This is a genomic window from Rhizobium acidisoli (assembly GCF_002531755.2).
GTDB lineage: Bacteria > Pseudomonadota > Alphaproteobacteria > Rhizobiales > Rhizobiaceae > Rhizobium > Rhizobium acidisoli.
The window spans coordinates 2243395-2262409 of sequence record NZ_CP034998.1 but is presented as its reverse complement, the minus strand read 5'-3'; the positions used below and the strand labels follow the sequence as shown (position 1 = coordinate 2262409).

The 19015-nt window shown below is 61.3% G+C and carries 10 protein-coding genes; 4 read left to right on the top strand and 6 right to left on the bottom strand.

Translation table 11 applies throughout. The features are described from left to right. Positions 1-436: 436 nt before the first annotated feature. The 6 genes from CO657_RS11160 to CO657_RS11135 all read right to left on the bottom strand — a co-directional run bounded on the left by CO657_RS11160 (position 437) and on the right by CO657_RS11135 (position 6866). On the bottom strand, positions 437-1726 hold the full coding sequence (locus tag CO657_RS11160) for a DNA cytosine methyltransferase (protein WP_054185665.1): 1290 nt from the start codon (positions 1724-1726) through the stop codon (positions 437-439). Continuing rightward, complete coding sequence (locus CO657_RS11155) at positions 1723-2463, bottom strand: DUF6339 family protein (RefSeq protein WP_054185666.1); 741 nt, start codon at positions 2461-2463, stop codon at positions 1723-1725. Before CO657_RS11155 ends, CO657_RS11160 begins: the two co-directional genes overlap by 4 nt. A 3-nt stretch (positions 2464-2466) precedes the next feature. Next, positions 2467-3381 carry a hypothetical protein gene (locus CO657_RS11150; RefSeq protein WP_054185667.1) on the bottom strand — a complete coding sequence of 305 codons (915 nt, stop codon included), beginning with the start codon at positions 3379-3381 and terminating at the stop codon, positions 2467-2469. Next, complete coding sequence (locus tag CO657_RS11145) at positions 3381-5207, bottom strand: hypothetical protein (RefSeq protein WP_054185668.1); 1827 nt, start codon at positions 5205-5207, stop codon at positions 3381-3383. Before CO657_RS11145 ends, CO657_RS11150 begins: the two co-directional genes overlap by 1 nt. Beyond that, positions 5201-5662, bottom strand: coding sequence for a very short patch repair endonuclease (locus CO657_RS11140; protein ID WP_054185669.1), 462 nt, complete (start codon positions 5660-5662; stop codon positions 5201-5203). The genes CO657_RS11145 and CO657_RS11140 overlap by 7 nt, the downstream gene beginning before the upstream one ends. 184 nt (positions 5663-5846) lie before the next feature. Then, on the bottom strand, positions 5847-6866 hold the full coding sequence (locus CO657_RS11135) for a DNA cytosine methyltransferase (protein ID WP_245293043.1): 1020 nt from the start codon (positions 6864-6866) through the stop codon (positions 5847-5849). A gap of 372 nt (positions 6867-7238) precedes the next feature. On the opposite strand from CO657_RS11135, the gene CO657_RS11130 reads away from it, so the two are divergent. From CO657_RS11130 to CO657_RS11115, 4 genes are all read left to right on the top strand, one after another. Next, a complete protein-coding gene (locus tag CO657_RS11130) occupies positions 7239-9803 on the top strand; it encodes a hypothetical protein (RefSeq protein WP_054185671.1) in 2565 nt (854 codons plus the stop codon). Beyond that, complete coding sequence (locus tag CO657_RS11125) at positions 9800-11866, top strand: hypothetical protein (protein WP_054185672.1); 2067 nt, start codon at positions 9800-9802, stop codon at positions 11864-11866. The genes CO657_RS11130 and CO657_RS11125 overlap by 4 nt, the downstream gene beginning before the upstream one ends. A gap of 12 nt (positions 11867-11878) precedes the next feature. Next, positions 11879-17764, top strand: a complete 5886-nt coding sequence (locus CO657_RS11120) for a DEAD/DEAH box helicase (protein WP_054185673.1) — start codon at positions 11879-11881, stop codon at positions 17762-17764. Between the two features lie 64 nt (positions 17765-17828). After that, positions 17829-18740 carry an HNH endonuclease gene (locus CO657_RS11115; RefSeq protein WP_054185674.1) on the top strand — a complete coding sequence of 304 codons (912 nt, stop codon included), beginning with the start codon at positions 17829-17831 and terminating at the stop codon, positions 18738-18740. Positions 18741-19015 lie beyond the last annotated feature (275 nt).

Below are 19015 nucleotides of genomic sequence, written 5' to 3'. Positions count from 1 at the left end.
GGCGTGCTCACGCCTTGGATCCGAATGCTATAATGTCGCACTAGGCGGCTGCACCAACTCCCGCGCATGTTTTTCCATCCAAGCCACTTTCAGGGCTCCTTCGGCAAGTACTCCACGGCGATCCAATTCAATCTCCCAAGCGGAGCCGCCAGAAATAGGGAGATCGTGCATGTGTTCCCGCGTTCGCCGAACCCTTTTGATTGCCGCGCTCATGATCTCAATCTGTGGCTTTATCCCATAGGCGTCAAGGAACAATTGGAAGCGCCGCGCTTTTTCCAGGACGCCTTTCGACAAACCATGCCCTTCGCATTTCTGGTCACGCCAGAGTGGCACCCAACGCCACGCAATAAGCCAAGGTCCCAAGAGTCCGGTCCCGGCGCTGTAGCATCCCAATCGATAAATGCTGCAGGGAGGCCAGCTCGGAAGACGGACGCAGTCAGGCCGCGTCCTGCACGCTCGCAAGGCTCTCGGAGGCGGTGAGGGCAGAAAGGGCTACCGCATATCCGAGGATAGGATGCACTGCGTCTCCTATCCATTTGGCGAGGTTCTTGCGCTTGACTTCTGTTCCGGGCGGGGCAAAGTCGAACCAGTCCGGGAAGCCCTGGATCCGGGCCGCCTCGTGGGGCGTTATTACGCGACGCCTGGTCGGATGGATGTACCGCCCCTGTCCGGGCGTCCCGAAGCCAGTCGTGATGGTCTGCGCGGGCTTATCCCAGTGAATGCGCCCGTAGACCGCGGTATAGGTCGTGCCGTTCTTGTGGCAGTCCGGTCGCTGGGCATCGGGTAGGTCGTAAAGGTCATGGTCGAAGAGGTAGTCGATCCTGTCCATGTTGACGGACGAAAGGGTGGGAGCCGTGTCGAGCAGGCGATCGGACGCGACATCCACGAGATCGGCGATCGCCCATGAAACCGGAAGCGGCTCCGACGCTAGCTTACGCGCTGCTCCGGCGAGATAGTCGGCAGGGATCTCGCAATTACGGACGGCCAGAAGAAAGTGACGGTTTCGTCTCTGTGCGCTGCCGAGTTCGTCCGCTTTCAATACCGACATCGAAACGCCGTATCCGGCCGACCGCAGCAGGCCCACGGCGGTGGCAACCACGTTGGAATGCGAGTTCAGGACCGTCGGCACGTTTTCAATTATGATAGTCTCCGCGTTCAGGGCAACACCCAATGCGGCCGCCGCCACATACAAGTCGTTTCTGGGATCCTGCCGTCTGGTGTGGTTGTTGAGGTTGGAATGCCCCTGGCAAGGTGGTCCGGCGATGAACATGTCGACCGGACCGATATCCGAAAGCGCCGGGTCAACGACTTCCGGCTCGTATCCGAAGCTCGCATCCTCGCCGAGTCCGAGCACGTGGTAATCCACAAGGGTCGCGACACTGGCGCTGATGCAGCGGCGCGATCCGAGGTTGGCCCGGTGAATGTCGAGCGCGACCGCGTCCGTATCTATGACGGCAGCAAAATTTGCCTTGTTGCCAAGAGCTTCGATGGCTGTCTTAACACCTAGCGCTAGGCCTCCAGAGCCACAGAACGCGTCAACGATGTTGATAGTCTCTCCGGCTGGCGGGGCGGGCTTGGAGCCGTTGCGCAAGAAGGACTGCCACCAGGCGGACGAACCTTCCAAGTGGTCGTCGGCCAAATCCGGCAATTTCGTTTCGACGGCGTCGCGCCCCGATGTGACCGTCTTCGACACCTGGCCGCCCGTGCGGCGAAATAACTGCTTCAATCGACCATCCCGCGTTGCTCGGACTCAAGGCGCTGCCATTCAGCTTCTATAAACCGAGTCGCGCGTTCCTGGGACATTACCTCAAACATGAGATTGGATCGAGCCCGCTTTAGATGTTTCGCCAGCGAGCGTATTTCGATGTGCTTCAGGCGCGCCTTCCCGTGCCGCTTCGCCGGGAACTGGAATTCGAGAAAAGCCCTGGCGAACACGCGGGCGTCGCCGTAACTCTGGCGGAAGATGTGGCTTCGCCAGAAGTCTATGTCGCCGTACCGCGCAAGGCGGTAAGCGTCTTCCGCGTCCGGCGAATGGCCGATCTCTGCACGCAGCCACAGCCTGTAGAAAAGGTTTTCGCCGGAGCCGCCGATGCCGAAGTTGCCGTGGTTTCCGCTGTCGCCGTAGCGCCAGTACACGATCTCCTGTCCGAACGACACGGCGAGCCAGATCCAGAATTCCGGATCTGCGAGGGCCGGATGCTCGGGAAGCCGACGGTGGACTAGAGGTGAGGCCGCGGTTTCGAACTCACTTCCGGATTTCTTCCCGGTCTCGCCGACGGAAGCCATCAGGTTTGCCAGTTCGACCTTGAGGTCTTCCGCGACCGCCTCCCAGTCCACGGCTTCGCCTTCGGCGTTGAGGTGCATGTCGGGAAGCGCTGGCGGTTCCTCGCCGGAAGACCGGGAAGTAGAAAGCGCCGCGAGGTACGAGCGGGCCTCGGCCTTGCTGAAGTAGGGGTACGGCATCTTTTACCTCAACGCGCCTAGAACGGACAGGCGATCCTGGATGACCGCTCTGAGCTTAGAAGGATTTTTAGCGATCGTCTGCAGTTCGCCGAGGCTCATCGGCGTGTCGCCGCCGAGTTTGGTGAGAAGGTTCGCGAGCGGACTCCGATCGTCGACCTCGATGCGCTTCTCCCACTCGTAATGGCTTTCGAGCAAAATCGCGGTGATGATTTCGGACGCGAGAAGGGGCTGTACGACTTCGCCGAGGTCACTGGTCGTGAGTTTGGCATGGGCGTCCGCATGAACCCAAACCGTCGCGACGGACGCCCCCTCGTCGATTTCGGTGTCGATACCGCCCCTATATTCCACGGCGAAGAACGTTTTGGGCGGAAAGTTCACCGCGATCCAGTCTTCGTCCGTGCGGATGCGCAGGTCGAACAGGGTTGGCATCGTGCGCGACCGCAGCACGAACGTTTTCTTCGCCAGCCAGTGACCGGGGAGGAATGGTACCCCGGGTTCCGGCTGTTTATCGTTCGCCAGGCATATCGCGAGGGTGACCTGCGTATTGCGGCCTCCGCCCAGCCGTGCGAGCGCTTCCGTATCGACGGACCAGCGCGCCGGAAGCTTCGCTCCGAGCCCTGTGCGGTGGATGACCTCCGAGCGCTTGAGAAAGCCGTGTCTCACGACGAGTATGAGCTCCAAGTCGTCTGCCTTCAGCTTTCCGCCGATCCAGGTCTTGAAATCCGCGATTTTCAGCGAGACGGTCAGTGCAAGCTTCTGGAAGTCGATTTCGTCGAGTTCGAAGGACGCGTCGGTCGAAAATTCGCCGTCGTCCTGAAGCTTGATTCCACACTGATCGAGCGCTTTTTCGGCGCTGATCGTCTCGAAGAACGGACGAACCTCGCGGGGTTCCGCCCTGTGCCATGTTTGAGCTGCCATCAGTCCTGCCCTGCCGGTTCCACTTCGGGAACGAATTTCACGGTCCAAAGAGGATCGTACAGCTCGCTTTCACATACGAACTTGACGCTCGACTGGGTCAGGACGAAGCGGCTCCAGCCCTCCTTGGCAGGATCTGTTTCGAGATCGGCCGACGCCGTTATCGAGAGCCGTAGATCGTCGCCCGACTGGCCGTCTTCGATAACCGGACAGGTTACGCGTACGCGCGCCACCATATCGTCTACGTCTTCCTCGGCCTTGAGTTTGACGCTGAAGGCCGCCGTCAGGCGCAGCTTGTCGCCAACCGCTTCGGCTCGCGGCTCCTGGTCGTAGAACAGGTTGATCGGCGCGGAGGAAGCCTCGACAGGCGGCTGCGAACCTTTTTTTGCGGGTGTCAAGAAATTGGCGAGCGTTCGCTCCAGCATCGTGAGCTTCTTCGGTCGTGGCGGAGGGGGTGGTGAGGCCGCGCCCTGGGAAGCCCTGAGATTCCTTTTGATTGCCCTCAGGACCCGGTCGACAATGGCGCGGCTCTGCCCTGTGGCATCCTGGAGGCGACGTGCGTCGGGATCCCACCTGTCGTGGGCGGGCGGTTCCGCGGAGCGGAGAATGTCATCGATGTCTTCATCCGCGAAGAACGTGCCGACCAAGGGAGGGTTCTGGGCGTTCCAGGACCGATAATACGCCACGACCATCAACGGCGCGCGGATCAGCGCGACAGAATCGAGCCGTTCTTCCTCGACGGCGTATTCGTCTTTTCTGTTTTTCTCCAGGAGCTTGAAGCCCGCGACCCCGAGGGCCAGGTCCTCCACCTTGAGGAACGACTTCCGGAAGTCTGTCTTGTTGTTCGGTGGTGACTGGCCGTCCGCCAGGTAGAACGCGTCTATGAAAGGCTTGAGGTCTTCCCTTTTCTTGGGTCGGGGGAACGACTGCTTCCCTTTGGCATCGACGACCGTGACGTCAAGCTCGTTGCGGATGAGGCGCGGCCACCACCAGTCCTCGACGCCCTTGAGGATCTCGTCGGTATCGACGACGGCGTCGACGATCAAGACCGAGGTGCCTTTTTCATCTGGCCCGCGGGTGGCAAAACCGAGCTCGGCGGCCACCCGGTCGGCGTCGTCGTTGAGTAGCGGCTCCACGATCTGCAGGCCGCCTTCCGGCGTGACGTCGACACCGAACCAGGCACGACCCGTGAAGTGCTCGTCTTCGAACTTGTGTTTGCGGAAGTAGCCGCAGCCGAAGAGCAGCGACAGCGGCTTGCCGTCGCCGTCCAGCGTCCTGCTGTAAGCGAACATTGAAAGAATCGCGGAGTTCGAGCTGTAAACGGACTTGCCGAAACCGTAGGAGCCGCCAGTGTGTTCCTTGCTGTGCTCCTTGCTGCCGTCGCCGAGCGAAAGGAGGAAACGGTAGAACTTCGAGTCCGGATCGGTGGGGTCTCCTTCCAGGCCTGTCGTGTTGTAGTCGTCTATATATAGGAGGTTGAGCGGCTTGGCTGCGTCTCCGAGGGTTCGCAGGCAGTTCGGTTGGTTGATCTTCAACGCGTTCGCGCGGGACCGCACCGCCCCGAGGCCGGAAACCGAGACGAAGTGCTCCTTTTCCGCGCGCACCAGCGTTTTGGCTACGAAGCGTACGCCCACCTTGGCTTCGCCTTTGACCCGCGCGTCGACGCTGTTCTGGATCGCCTCGCGTGCCAACACGGCAGCGGGATGCATGCCGGAAGACGCAAGTGTATTGGTGAACGCTTCGCCCGCCGCACCGCCCATCGGCGGATTGTATTCGAATGACCACGAGACCGCCGGGGTGACGGGTGCGCTATTTACTGCTTTCAGCATTTATCCCTCGGTGTGTCGTCCTTGGCGACAGTCTCCGCTACCGGAATTGCGGTTCGAAGGAAAGTCTCGACGTCTTCTAATGCTACTTTCGGTTTGTTAAGACTACATTGCCAGATCGTCATCACGCGCCATCCGGCGGCTAGAAGCTGATCCGTTTTCCTCTGGTCGCGCGCCCTGTTGGCTTCGATTTTGGGAACCCAGAACTCGCGCCGGGAGGAAGGGAGCCGCCCGAGGCGGCAAGTGTGTCCGTGCCAGAAGCACCCGTTGACGAATAACGCGGCTCTCCGGGAAGGGAAGACGATATCGGGCGTGCCGGGGAGGCTCTTGACGTGAAGACGGTATCGCCAGCCGCGCGCATGCAGAAGCTGACGGACGATCATCTCCGGCTTCGTGTTGCTCCTCTTGACGCGGCGCATCAAACGGCTGCGCTGTTCGTTGGAAATGCTGTCGACCATCTTCTAGGGCTGCCCCGATGCGAGGACGCGCTCGTGCGGGTATGTGGATTGAAATCCGTCCATGAGCGTACTTATGTACAGCACGCGCGTTCGATCAAGGGTCGCTTTCTTTCTGTCGTGGACAAAAAGCGCTTTGAGCGGATTGCGAAGTCGCTCGTGCTTCCCCTGTGTGGCCGGAACCCGCTTAGTTCGTGCCGGACCTGTCGTCTCCGTAATGTTCGAGATGCGCCACGATCGAACGCCCGATCGCGTTTCCGAGCTTTACCGGAACGGCGTTGCCTATGAGCCGGCCGAGCGGCGTGAACTCGACCTCTTCACCCTCGTCGACGAAACGGTAGTGTTCCGGAAAGGACTGCAGTATGGCGAGCTCGCGCAGCGACAGCGGCCTGTCCTGTTCCGGGTGGCCGAACCTGCCCGTCCCGAAGTTATGAGCCTGGGTGGTGATCGTCCCCGACGGCTTGTCCCACTCAAGACGTCCGTACACGCTCTTGTAACTAGAGCCCGACGTTTTCCGATGACATGCCAGACGAAGACGTTCCGGCCAATCTTCCCATGTCCCGCCGGGTCTCGAAGCCTTGATCCGTTCGAGATTGAGTTGCGTTATCGCTCTTACCCGATGAAGACGGTCGTCCGTCGAGCTCTCTCCGGCGGAAATAGAAGGAAGGTCGCCGATGGCTTCCCTGACGGTAACTCGCTCAGTACCGAGTTCGGAAGGTTCGAGCAGCCGGATCGGCCCCATCTTGGACGCCAGAAGCACGAGGCGTTTTCGCCTTTGCGGCACGCCGTAGTCGGCTGCGTCGACCACCTCCCAGAAGACGTTATAACCGTTAGATTCCAAAAGTCCGAGGAAATGGCGGAAGACGGCCTCGCCCCGCAGTACGGGGACATTTTCCATGGTCACGACGTCCGGAGCGAGCGCCTCTATCATGCGGCCAAACTCGTTGAGGAGCGGCCATTTCTTATTCGTCTGGCGATCGCTGCCGTTGCGCAGGGTCGAAAACGGCTGGCATGGGGCGCAGCCCGCGAGAAGCTTTACGGAATCCTGGGAATAGAAGGCAGCGAGCTCATCTCCGGTTGTCTCCGAGAGGTCCTTCTCCAGGAATTTGGCACCCGCCATGTTGGCTTCGAATGGATACGAGCACTTGCCGTCCAGATCCAGTCCGGCTTTGACAGCGATCCCGGCCTCCTGGAGCCCGTAGGACAACCCACCCGCTCCGCAAAACAGGTCGATAGCTTCTATATTCACGGCAGATGCCCCCGGTAAATCGCATGCCCAGAACTGGGAATCAGCGCAATAATCGCAAAGATTGAACCGGGCACGGACACTACGGTCAATCGATTTTCTCGTTGCCGACGGATCACGTGTGAATAAGCAATACTCCTGTAGAGGCCGGAAGCCGCAGTGTCCGACCGACAAAATCGCTTTCTACCTCGGCAGATTATCCCGCTTACCGAGAAGTTGAAAAACGGCTGCCGATGACTTTCCATCTACTCCGACCTCTGGTTGCAAGATATCCGTTGCGAATCAGCCGCGGACATCTACAACTTGAGCATTCGAGAAAGTACGGAAATCGCAATGCCCGCCGTCACCACGCTTACCGGCGCAGACTGGAACGTCAGGCTCTGCAGCCATTACCTCTCTTCCGACGGTCCTTACGGCGGCGTGCCGATGACATTCCTGGACGCGACGGTTCCGGAGCTCGCGACGGCGTCGGGCGAAGCCTGGTCGGGCGACGAGGCGCTGAACTCCTTCTTGAGCGGATTCGGTATCGGCGACGTCACCCGATGGCTCGGCAGGGACGATTACCCGTTGCGTGATAAAGACCGGCCTCCGTACTTCCGCTATCTCGTGCTGACTTGCGTTATCGCGGTCAACGACATCGCCGGCGTCGACCGCGGGACGCATAACTTCAGGCGTCGGCTCGGCCAGACCCTGGGCATGGAGGAGCTCCAGACCGTCAACGGCGTGAACCGTCTCTGGCGGGCACTCGCTGACTGGAGCGCTAGGCAGAGGCGTAACGGTCTGGCGGTGCGTGAAGTCGTATTGCCGGACTACGGTACGATGAACCTCATCGGGTATGCGGTACGTATGGCTTTCCCCTCATGGAGGGATCGCACCCAGTTCACAGCGATCCTTAGGGGCATTCCCGAAGCGGTCCGGATTTCGCCGGGAAGGCTCGTGGCAGAGCTTTCCAGGCCCCACCGGACGCTCGACATCCCCAAAGCGATCGTCGAAGCACTAACCGATTTCGGCACGCGGCGAACGTCCGGCCAAACCATGCTCGACGGACATCGTTTCTGGTCACTGGTGAAAAGTATTGAGGCAGAACTCGCCGTGGAAGCCGGGGAGGCCCCTCATCGGCGGGTTTCCGTGGAACTTCGTTTCGGCGGCTACGGACAGGACGAACCCGAGTTCCGCCTGGTCGATAAAACGGCAGGATCGTTCGATGCGACACCGGAGGGCGACGGATCCTGGCTCGACACAATGGCGAGTATTCCGCGCGATCCTCGCTCCGCCATGGCGAAAGCCCTTGCTCGGGGATACGCGATATTCAAACGTTCTGCCGGGTGCTGGGTTTGTGACGACGCCGGGATAGACACCAACGACATATGCATGATCGTGGCCGCCGACGGCTCCGCGCCGCGCGCGTGGCGCTTGATGGCGGCTTGGAGCGAGATCGGGCCGGGGTGGCGGCTTTCGGAGCGCGTGGACGGATCCGACATCGTCAGGCTACTCGGAATCAACGATCCGGGGGTCCGTGAGCTCGATCGGCCGAAACTGGTAGGCGGCGTTTCGCTGAAGCGCGGCGTATATCTCGGCCGTCCGGGCTTCCTGCCCCGCGTCGAGCAATTCGGTGCGGGGACCGTGGCGGCAACCCGCCTCGTGGGCTCGCACGGTGAACTCGCGGTGGCCGACGACGGCGTGATGACGGCAACGCAGCCGCTCGACGGTATCTGGCGCGTCTCCGTCGCCCAAGGCGGCAATTCCCTCGACATTCCGTTCGCTCTTGAACGCAATGCCGCTGAGCCTGCCGTATATCCACCGCCTCCACGGGCGGACAGATGGCGGCCGGAGGAAGAGCTGAGAAACACGGTCCCGGCATCCGTTCCTTGTCGGGGAACATTGTCGGAGTCCGGGTCGGTCGAGCCGACAGAGACGATTTCTGCTCTTTGTGAGGCGATCGTTTCGCGCGCGGGCTCCGGGTGGCGTGACGGCGATCTCGTCGGTCTCGTCGAAAGTGCCTACCCGAAATCACCGATCATCTGGGATATTATACGATCATTCCAGGAAGCCGGCTGGCTGGACGCCTACTCGTCGACGAGCTGGCGGGCGCGGTTCTGGCGGTGCAGACCGCCCGGCATCATCGGCATCCCGGGTGGCGACGCGGTGGTGGACGGGGCAACGGGCAGTGCGGCGCTCGATCGACTTCGTGAAACTGCCAATCGCCTCGGCGTCGCGGTCCTGGTGCACGACGGTATATCTCCGAACTCCTTGTCGACGGTCCGACTTTCGGGACCCGGTATAGGCAAGCTCTCCGAAGCTTTGGCGTGGCCGATGACGGTGCTGGAGGGCCTTCCCAGCCCGTCGGATCAGTGGATTGAGGACAGCCGCACGCCAGAGGGTCGGATTCGTACGGCGATTTGGTCACACGAGGTCGGGCTTTTTCTGGAATACAACCGCGATCCCATGCCGATCACGGTCGAATGCTGGGCGCGAGAGCGGCGCGACGAGCCCGATCTTTACGTGGTCCGGGATCGGTCGGGCGTGTTGCGGAAGACCCGGAGCCGCGTAGCCGCTGTTTTGGAAGGACACCGCCTGAATCGCGTCCCGCTTTTTAGCAAGCGGGAGGATCGCGTCGTCAGAACCCGGAAATCGGGGCACTTGCCGCTACCGATCGCCAGGGCGATGAGATTTCGCTCCCTCCGGGCTTCCGGCGTCTCGCCGGGCGAAGGGCCGAACCGGGAGTACTCCTATTCGCCAGATCGGGAGATCGAGATGTGGCTTGGAAATTATCTCGGCGCGGCTTTCGAGACGGGGGCGGCGAGCCGTTCCGGAACCGCCGCCTCGGAAGTCGAATGGAGGCATCGAGGTGGACGACGCCCCGCCTGGAACGCATACCCGATCGGATACGGTAGATGACAACGCAATGGTATTTGGGTCGCAACGCTTACGACCCGCGCCCGAACCGACTACATACGCGGATCCAGCCACGGGCGTTCTCCCGCGATGGAGCATGGCGGGTTTACGACAAGTGGATCGACTACTTCCCTACCGAGGGTAAGGTATTTTCGCCGAACCATCCGCAAGGCGCAAGTGAGGCGTTCTTCGCTTTCGACGTCACCGAAGTCACCGACCTCACGAAGCAAGACAGGTTCAGGCTGCAGACCCTGCGGAAAGTGGAGGAAGTTCTCGACTATTCGGACCGCGATCCCGAGGACGTTCGCCGAATCTTCGTTGAACAGGGCGTTTCAGGACGTAAGGCCGACAGGGAGACCGTCGTCGTCGTCCTACCGGATGACCTATGTGTCCGCATCTCGCTCGTGCGCGATGGGAAGGGGAAGAAGAGCGTGGCGGAGCTTATCGACCTGGCCGAGCTGCCTCTTTATTCGTTCGACCGCTCCTTGTTCGCCGGGGACAGGATCGACGGCTGCTGGTATTCCGTTCCGGACGTCACGGTCGGACCGGTGCAGGGCACGATTGACTGGTCGCTCGACAAGGATTTTCTGGCTTCCCTCTTCAAGCAGCTGAAGCGCCTTTCCGCACCGGAACCGGGAGAACTCCCGTACCCCGCAACAAGGTCCCAAATCCACGCGTTCCTGACCACGCTCGACCGTCACGGTCTTCTACCGGCCGACGAGGAACCCTGGCGCTCGGACGGCGAAAGGGTTCGTCGTCTCGCGTCCGACATGCGTTTCGAAGTCGATGAAATCGAAGAACTCGTGCACATCCTGAGTTCTCTCGCACCAGTCGAGGAAAAGCTTTCCGAGGCCCTCGACAAGAGGCGCAGAACGCTCGAAGTCGAACTTGCCGCGAGCGTCGAGGCCGATGTCAGAGCGGAAGTCGAAACGCGTTACGAAGCTCTTTCGGCGCAAAACACGGAACTCGACGAGACGCTATCGAAACTCACCGTCGAGAAGGCGTCACTCGAACGAACTGTAGCCGAACTGGCCGACCGCCGCGATCGCACGCAACGGGAAATCCGGTCATTGACCGCCAATGTAGCGTCTCTGATCGAGGTCCACGAGGACGGGCGAGAGGTCAAAGCCGATCGTCTAATTCAAGATATCGAGAAGGTATTGCGGGGCGAAAAGCCTGCGGTCTCGCGCGTCCTTCACGGGCCACCGCGTTCCGAATTGCCGACTTTCGATTACGATCTGGCCCCTGTGCCATGGGAACGTCTGAATCAGGAACTAGGTGCTGCAGCGTCGCAGCACGGGTTCGAGCCGCGGGATATCGAGACGCTGGATCTCCTGGCGAGATCGGGGGAGGTCCTTCTCCTTTGTCCGGACGTCGCCGGCGCTGTCCTCCGGTGCTATGCATCGGTGGTCGCACAAGGCGGTTTCGCCGTTCAGTCGCTGGATCCTTCGACGATCGGCTACGACGATCTATGGCGCTCTCCTGCCCGGGGGACACCGACCCCGTTGTCGCGTGCCTGGGCCGCTTGTGCGAACGACCCTTCGGTGGCCCGAATGGTACTGTTGGAGGGCATCGAGAGAACGCCGCTCGACCTCTGGATACACCCGTTGATAGCGACGCTGCGCGCACAGGAAAGGCCCAAAAACCTCCTGGTGTTCCTATCCATGGCTACTGCGACTATCGACCGCGACCGCAGCGTCGCAAATCTTTCGGAGCTCGTGGTGCCCTTCAAGACGCAAGGCCCTACGGAACTGAACCCTGATTTCTTGAAGAACCTGCTCGGAGACGAGGACGAACCCGGACTGTGGTTCGATTTCAGGGCCAAGCCCGCGGTCGCCCGAAACGAAATCGGATCCCTGATGAGCGCGGAGTTCGGTCCATCCGGAAAAAAACGGATGCCGCTTGCGCTCCGGGCTTCTGTCGCAGCACGCGGTACAGGAATTTTCGATGTCGAGAAGACTGTCCGCATTCTTTGCGAGAACCTCGACGCTTCGCCGGCCGACGCTGCCGATCGTATCGGGAGCCTCGAACTCGGCAGGGAATACCTGCGAACGCTTTCAAATTGAGGAGTATGAACCATGCTTGACCCGCTCGGAGCGTTCGAACGCATCAGAGAGCTGTACATCTCTTATCTGGACACGGCGTTCCGTGTGCGCCGTCCGGCCCTCGCGGCCGAGCGTAGACGTCTGCTGCGGACTTCCGGAACGCTTGCCACGGTTCCGTTCCTCGAACCGGTGCCTCGGTACAGATCGTCCCCGTTAGCACTCGAAGACCTTGCCGACCTCGAAAGCTCCGAAAATCCGATCGGTCATCTTTCAAAGTCCGGCCGCCGGGCTTTCGCCGAACTGGCGCTCTCGGGCCTCTATCCGGGCCTCGCCGCGGAGGGCGAAGTCACCCGCAAGAGCATATTCAAACCATACGAACATCAGATGGAGATGCTGGCAAAGGGCACGCGGCCCGGATCTCCCGGTATCGTCACCTCGGGTACCGGCTCGGGCAAAACAGAAGCGTTCATGCTTCCGATCCTGGCGGCTATCGCGGAGGAAGCCGTGAAATGGAGCGCGCCGCAGCCCGGGTATCTGGCGAACGCCTGGTGGAGGGATACGCCTTCCGAGTTCAGGCTACACCGAGAAGGGGAGGCGTCGGATCGTCCCAAGGCGCTGCGAGCGCTCGTTCTCTATCCCATGAACGCACTGGTCGAGGACCAGCTCAGCCGTCTGCGCAGGACGTTGACTTCTCCGGAAGCGACGGCGGTGATGGACGAAAGGTTCGCCGGAAACAGGATCTTCTTCGGCCGCTACACGGGAGCCACTCCGGTTGCCGGGCATCTAGTCCATCCGCGCCGTCCTCACGACCGGAAGGAACAGGATGCTGCCGCGAGAAGGGTCGCCAGAGTAGCCGCGGCGATGTCCAGCTACGAGCGGGACCAGGAGCTGGCGAGGACGCATGATCGAAATCATCCGGACGACGATCCGACCCGATATCTTTTTCCGTCCGTTGACGAGAGTGAACTCGTGGCCCGCTGGGATATGCAAGCGACGCCACCGGACATTCTCGTCACCAACGTCTCGATGCTCGGGACGATGCTGTCGAGAGAAGTCGAGGCACCCGTTTTCGATCTCACCAGGGAGTGGCTGGAGCGTGACGACGACAGCTATTTCTTCCTCGTGCTCGACGAGCTCCACCTCGTGCGCGGATCTTCCGGAACAGAAGTGTCGGGCTTGATAAGGGGCCTCATCGCGCAGCTCGGCCTCGACAGGCCGGAGCATCGCCATAAGCTGCGCATCCTGGCCTCCAGCGCATCGCTTCCTCTCGACGGCGAACAAAGGGAACGAAGTCTGAGATACCTCCACGACTTCTTCGGTCCCAACGGCACGAGCGAAACGGCTGACGATCCCGGTGCAACCGGCCCGGAGGACTGGGCTTCCGCGATCGTTCCGGGGACCCCGGAAATACCGACTCCCGAAAAGCCGCTTCCGCTGGACGGAAGTCCGTTCAGGGCGTTGATCGCGGTCTTGTCTGCGGACGGCGCGCTGATCGGCAAGATCGGAGAAAGGTCGGCCGAGCTGGACGCCGTCGTAATCGATTGCGCGAAGGCACTTGTCGCTGTCCCACCACAAGCCGCGGGCGATGCAGCGAAGGAAGCTATCGAGGCGGCGTCCGCCGTACTCACAGCCGCGTGCAGGACCGCCGACGGAAACGGGCTGCGCGCCACTGGGGCGGAAACGCTAGCCGAGCGCATATTCGGCGAGAAGACGCCAGCGGCGATGGAAGCCCTCCGGGGGCTGACCGTCCTGCGGGGGCTCGGCGACAAGACGCACGATCTTTGGGGCTTCAAGATCGACGAGAAAACGACCAGCTTCCGCGAACACATCTTCATTCGCAGCATCGAAGGCTTGTTCGCCACCCCGGTCGACACATTCAGCGGCGTCGATTTCGCGGGCGTCACGATCGAGCGCGGAACGAGCTACGGCACCGTGGGTGAGGGCCATCAGCGGATTTTCGAACTGGTCTATTGCGAGTCCTGCGGCGAAGAATTCATCGGCGGACGACGCGGCGAAACCGGACGAAGCAACGGCCTCGCGGTAGAGTTGTTGCCGTCCTCCCCGGAGCTGGAAAGTCTCCCCGAAACTGGGGCAACCGGAAACTACGAAGATCTCAGTTATCAGGACTTCGCCGTCTTCTGGCCGACGACGCGTCCCGCGCAGCAAGGTGACACCACCGACGAGGCCTGGAGCGAAGCGACCCTCGACACCCGGAACGGTCTCGTGCTCGGATCCGTCGGCGAGGGGCGGACAGGCGTCCGCGGGCGGTTGTTTTGCCTGCCTCCCAAACTTGGCAACAACCTCAAGGCACCGGGCTCCGCAGGGCCGAAGTGCTGCCCGGCGTGCGGCATCGATTATAGCGGTCGTAGCGCCAAATTCAGGCAATCCCCCATCCGAAGCTTCCGGACAGGCTTCGCGAAGAGCTCTCAGCTCGTGGCGACCGAATTGTTTTCCGTCCTTCACGCCAGCGGTGATCTCGCCAAGGCGGTCGTATTCTCCGACAGTAGGCAGGACGCGTCGCGGGCGGCGCTCGACATCGAGCGGCGGCATCATCAGGACAGCAGACGGCAGCTCCTGATCGAGTGCCTCGAAGCGTTCGCCGCGGACGTTCCGGCGGAGCGGGAAGCGCTTCAGGCACGACTGAACGAAGCCGCGGCGAAAATGGACCACGCCGAAATGTCCAAAATCCTGGCCCGGCTCACCGCCCTCCCGCAGAACGGCGAAGGTGGCCGGGTGCCGTTGAGCGGTGTCGTCGAAACGCCGGTGCGGACGGGCCAGGTGGTGACCGACGAGGCTGGCCCGCTTCTTAGCCGGATGATCGACATCGGAATGCACCCGACCGACGACGTCGGAATTGCCCGGATAGGCGAGGGAGATAGAAGGGAAGGCTTCGAGTGGGACGAACTCTTCCGCCAGGAAGACAAGCTTGTCCGCTGGCGCGAGCAGCAAGACGCCAATGCCCTTCAGGCGGCGCGAACCGACGTCATCACCGATATGCGGCCCTTGGTGGACGACGTCCTGTTCTCCAAGACGTACTTCGCCCTGGAAGAAACGGGGCTGGGTTATCCATCCCTGTTCCCCGCGGAAGGTGCCGACCACGATCGCTTCGACGCGTACCTACGTGTTTTCGCCGACGCATATAGGGTGCGTGGCAATCGTTGGGTCGAGAAAAACGAGCAGCGCAAGGAGTGGCCGACGGGGCTCTCGGTTCAAAACAAGCGGGTAAAAACGTTCGCCGCAGCCGCGGGGCTCAAGGAGCCGGCGGAGGAACTCGAGACCGTCATCGAAAGACTCAGAAGCCTCGGTCACGGCAACGGGTTCATCGATCCGGAAAAGCTATTCGTGAGGCTGGTGGACAGCGATCACGGTTACTTTGCCTGCACCAACTGCACGAGAGTCCATCTCCATCGTGGCGTCGGAGTGTGCACTCGCTGCGCCGTGAAGCTGCCCAAGGAGCCGACGGGGAAGACCGCCGAGATCCGAGAGCGGCACTTCCTTGCGCGCAGTATCGAGCACGCTGCGGACGCCGGGATCGAAGCGTTCCGGCTGCGGTGTGAAGAACTGACGGGCCAGACGGGATCACCAGCCGACCGCCTCCGTCGTTTCCGCGGCATTTTCGTCGACGGTCAGGATGGCGGCCAAGGGGATCTGTACAGGAAGGCAAGGGAGATAGACGTTCTCTCCGTCACCACGACGATGGAGGTCGGCATTGACATCGGCGCGCTGCAGGCGGTCTATCAGGCCAACATGCCGCCACAGCGCTTCAACTACCAGCAGCGTGTCGGCCGCGCGGGTCGCCGCGGACAGGCATTTTCCATGGTCGCGACGCTTTGCCGTAGCAGAAGTCACGACCTCCACTATTTCATGCACCCTGAAGCCATTACGGGCGACGCCCCGCCGCCGCCGTTCCTGACGTCGGATCATCTGGCCATCCCGCTCAGACTGCTCCGAAAGTTCTGGTTGATCGAAGCCTTCGATATCCTGCGTGACGAATGCGGCGAGGATTACCCGGGCGACGACGCGCGGGCGGACGTGCACGGCGAGTTCGTGCCGGCTCACATTTTCTACGGAGAAGGATCGCCGTGGCCGGAGCGCCTCGCCAGAGCTCTTGACGCATCGATCGGCGTGCGCGACGCGTCGGCGAGGGCGTTGGGATCCGGCATGCCGGGCAGGGAAGAGGAACTGCTCCAGGCTCTGACACCCGAGATCCTCATCGGCGAATTGATGGGGCTGCGCGAAGCGGGGTCCGGATCCAATGCCAACCTCGCGAGCTTCCTTGCCGAAAACGGCCTGCTCCCGATGTACGGGATGCCGACCAGGGTACGAGACCTGATCATCGGCACGAAGTCATCCGATATCGGGCAACCGGAATGGGATAAGATCGACCGTGATCTCGATGTCGCCATCTACGAATTCGCGCCCGGTCAGAGCCTGATCCGCGACAAGCGGAAGCACACGTCGATCGGCTTCGCAGCGCCTACGTTGATCCTCAACGATGGCAGAAAGAACACGGTGAACTTCATCACCACGGGCGGCCCGAACTGGTACACCGATCAGGCCAACATAGCCGTCTGCGAAGCGTGCGGGGCGACCAACACCGCACCGCCAGGAGCCGTTGAGGACAGGCGGTGCTCCGATTGCGGCAAAGCGATACCCGCCGCGTCGTTCGTCAGATACTACATGCCTGCCGGGTTCCGAACGGCGTTCAGGCCATCGCCTCTGGACCAGGACGATATGGTTTCTAAACCGACACGACGGGAAACGTCTTCGGAAATGGAAGATATCACCGCAGACCCTGTAGACGGAACGAACATGATGTTCGCGATCGGGGACAAGGCTTCGATCATCCGGCGCAACGATGGCCCTGTGAACGTCAACGGCGGTGGCGACGGGTTCGTCGTCAGGGAGGCTGTGCAGCGGAGCGTTCTCCTGAGGGAGACGCCGCCCAAGCTCTGGGGCAATAACCTCAAGTTCCAGTTCGTCGTCCCGGACGAGCTCACGAACACGGGGAAATGGTCCCCGCCGGATCACGGCGGCCTTCCCGCCGTCGACGAAACCGTCCGCTTGATGTCGAGGAAGAGAACCGATTCCTTCTACATGAGCATGCGGACCGTACCGCCGCTTCTCGCGTACGATCGTCTCGGCGGCCGGAGCGTGTACAAGACGAGCATGCGTGCGGCCGCGGTTTCGGCAACGCAGCTTCTCCTGCAGCGTGCCGCGCTCGAGCTGGATATCGGACCCGAGGAATTCGAGACCCTGGAACCGCGACTGCGGGGTGGTCTGCCATTGCTCCAGATCGCGGACACGCTCGTCAACGGTGCTGGGTTCTCAAGACGACTGGCCGGATCCGTCGGGACGTCCTCGCTGGCACTGCAGTTGGTGCGCTCCATCGTCGAAAACCCCGGCGACAGTTTGGTGTCGCCGTATTTCACCGACGAGCACAGGCAGACCTGCAACAGGTCCTGCTATCGCTGCATGCAGAGGTACAACAACCGCGGCTATCACGGACTGCTGGACTGGCGGCTTGGCGTCGGTTTTCTGAGGTCCTGCCTCGACGAAAACTGGAAGGCCGGGTTGAACGGGGACTGGAGCGCTCCCGAGATATCCGACTGGATCGAAATCGCGTCTCGATCTGCGGCTGAACTCCAGCAGCTCGATCCGGTCAACCGTACGATAGCAACGGCCGGAACTCTCCAACTTCCCGCGGTTGTCGAGCGCAAGGGGGGCGTCGTGTCAACCTTCGTTATCGTGCACCCCTTCTGGCGGCTGGACGACGCATCGACGAATGCCGGGTTGCTCGGAGAAGCGCTCTCCCATTTCGGAACGGGAAACGTCCACTTCGTGGATACGTTCGAGGCAGCAAGGCGTCCCGTGAAGGCTACGGAGTTCGCAAAGCTACGACCTGCCGAGGCGTTCTAAAAGGAGGCCGGCCGCTTCGGCGGCCGGCCTGTCGACCGATGATGCAAATGGAAGGGGGCTTGAGTTGAAGGGCGTATTCGATACGAAACCGAGATCGGGCTACGACGACGAGATCGCGTTCCGTTACCACTTTCCCAAGCAGTACAGGTCGGACGCCGATGCGATGGTCGGCGACCGTATCGTTTATAGGGAGCCTCAGCGTAACGGCGGACGAAGAGCGTACGTCGCGACGGCCAAAGTTCTGCGGGTCTTCGACGATATGTCCCGGCCTGGATTCGCCTATGCAGCAGTCGGCGAATTTCGGGAGTTCGACGCGCCGGTTCCGTTCTCCGACAACGGCCGTTACTGCGAGGCTGATCTTCGGAAGATCGGAGATAGGACGAGGGTCGGTGCCTATCTTCAGGGCAAGTCTGTCCGAACCCTTTCGGAACCGGACTTTGCCGCCATTGCGCGGGCAGGGCTCGCCGAAACGCTATCGCCGTCGAACGCGATAAGGCTGGAACTTGACGAGGCGCATGTCGACGAGCCCACCCAGGCCCTGCTTCGCCTGCCCATGGAGGAGCAGGAGCGACGGATTGAGCAGATTCTCATGAACCGTAAAATCCGGGAGGCGGGATTCCGCCGGAAAGTCTGCGAAGCGTACGACAATCGTTGCGCCGTGACCGGGTTGAGGATTGTCAACGGCGGAGGAAAAGCCGAAGCGCAGGCGGCTCATATTTGGCCGGTGGCCGCGGGCGGCCCCGATGTCGTACAGAATGGCATAGCGCTGTCGGCTACCGTGCATTGGCTGTTCGACAGGCATCTGATTTCGTTGACGGACGAATACAGGATATTGGTGTCGCACAACAAGGTTCCCTCCGAACTGAGAGTCCTGTTCGAAAAACAGATGGAGCGGATCCATCTTCCCCCCGACCCGAGACTCTGGCCCGAGCGTTCCTACGTGGCACGACACCGCGACATCTTCAGCTCTCTCTGACATAGGAGCCTAGCCTCCAGCCTCTTCCCTTGAGACCCGTCGAAAGGACGATCTATAGTCATGAGCACCCTTCAGCCGGACGGGTCGGCCTGACCGGCGTGAGACGGTCATCCATAGGGGGTCTCTCGCAATAGCGTAGGGGCATCGAGTGTTCGCGTTGGTTGCCTTCGAGTACAGCAATGGAAAAGGCGAGAGCCTTAGGATGGTCAGCGGTTTCGGTATCGATCCCAAGGTCGTCTCAATGAGGTCGCTGCTTACGCGTTTTTCAGTAACCG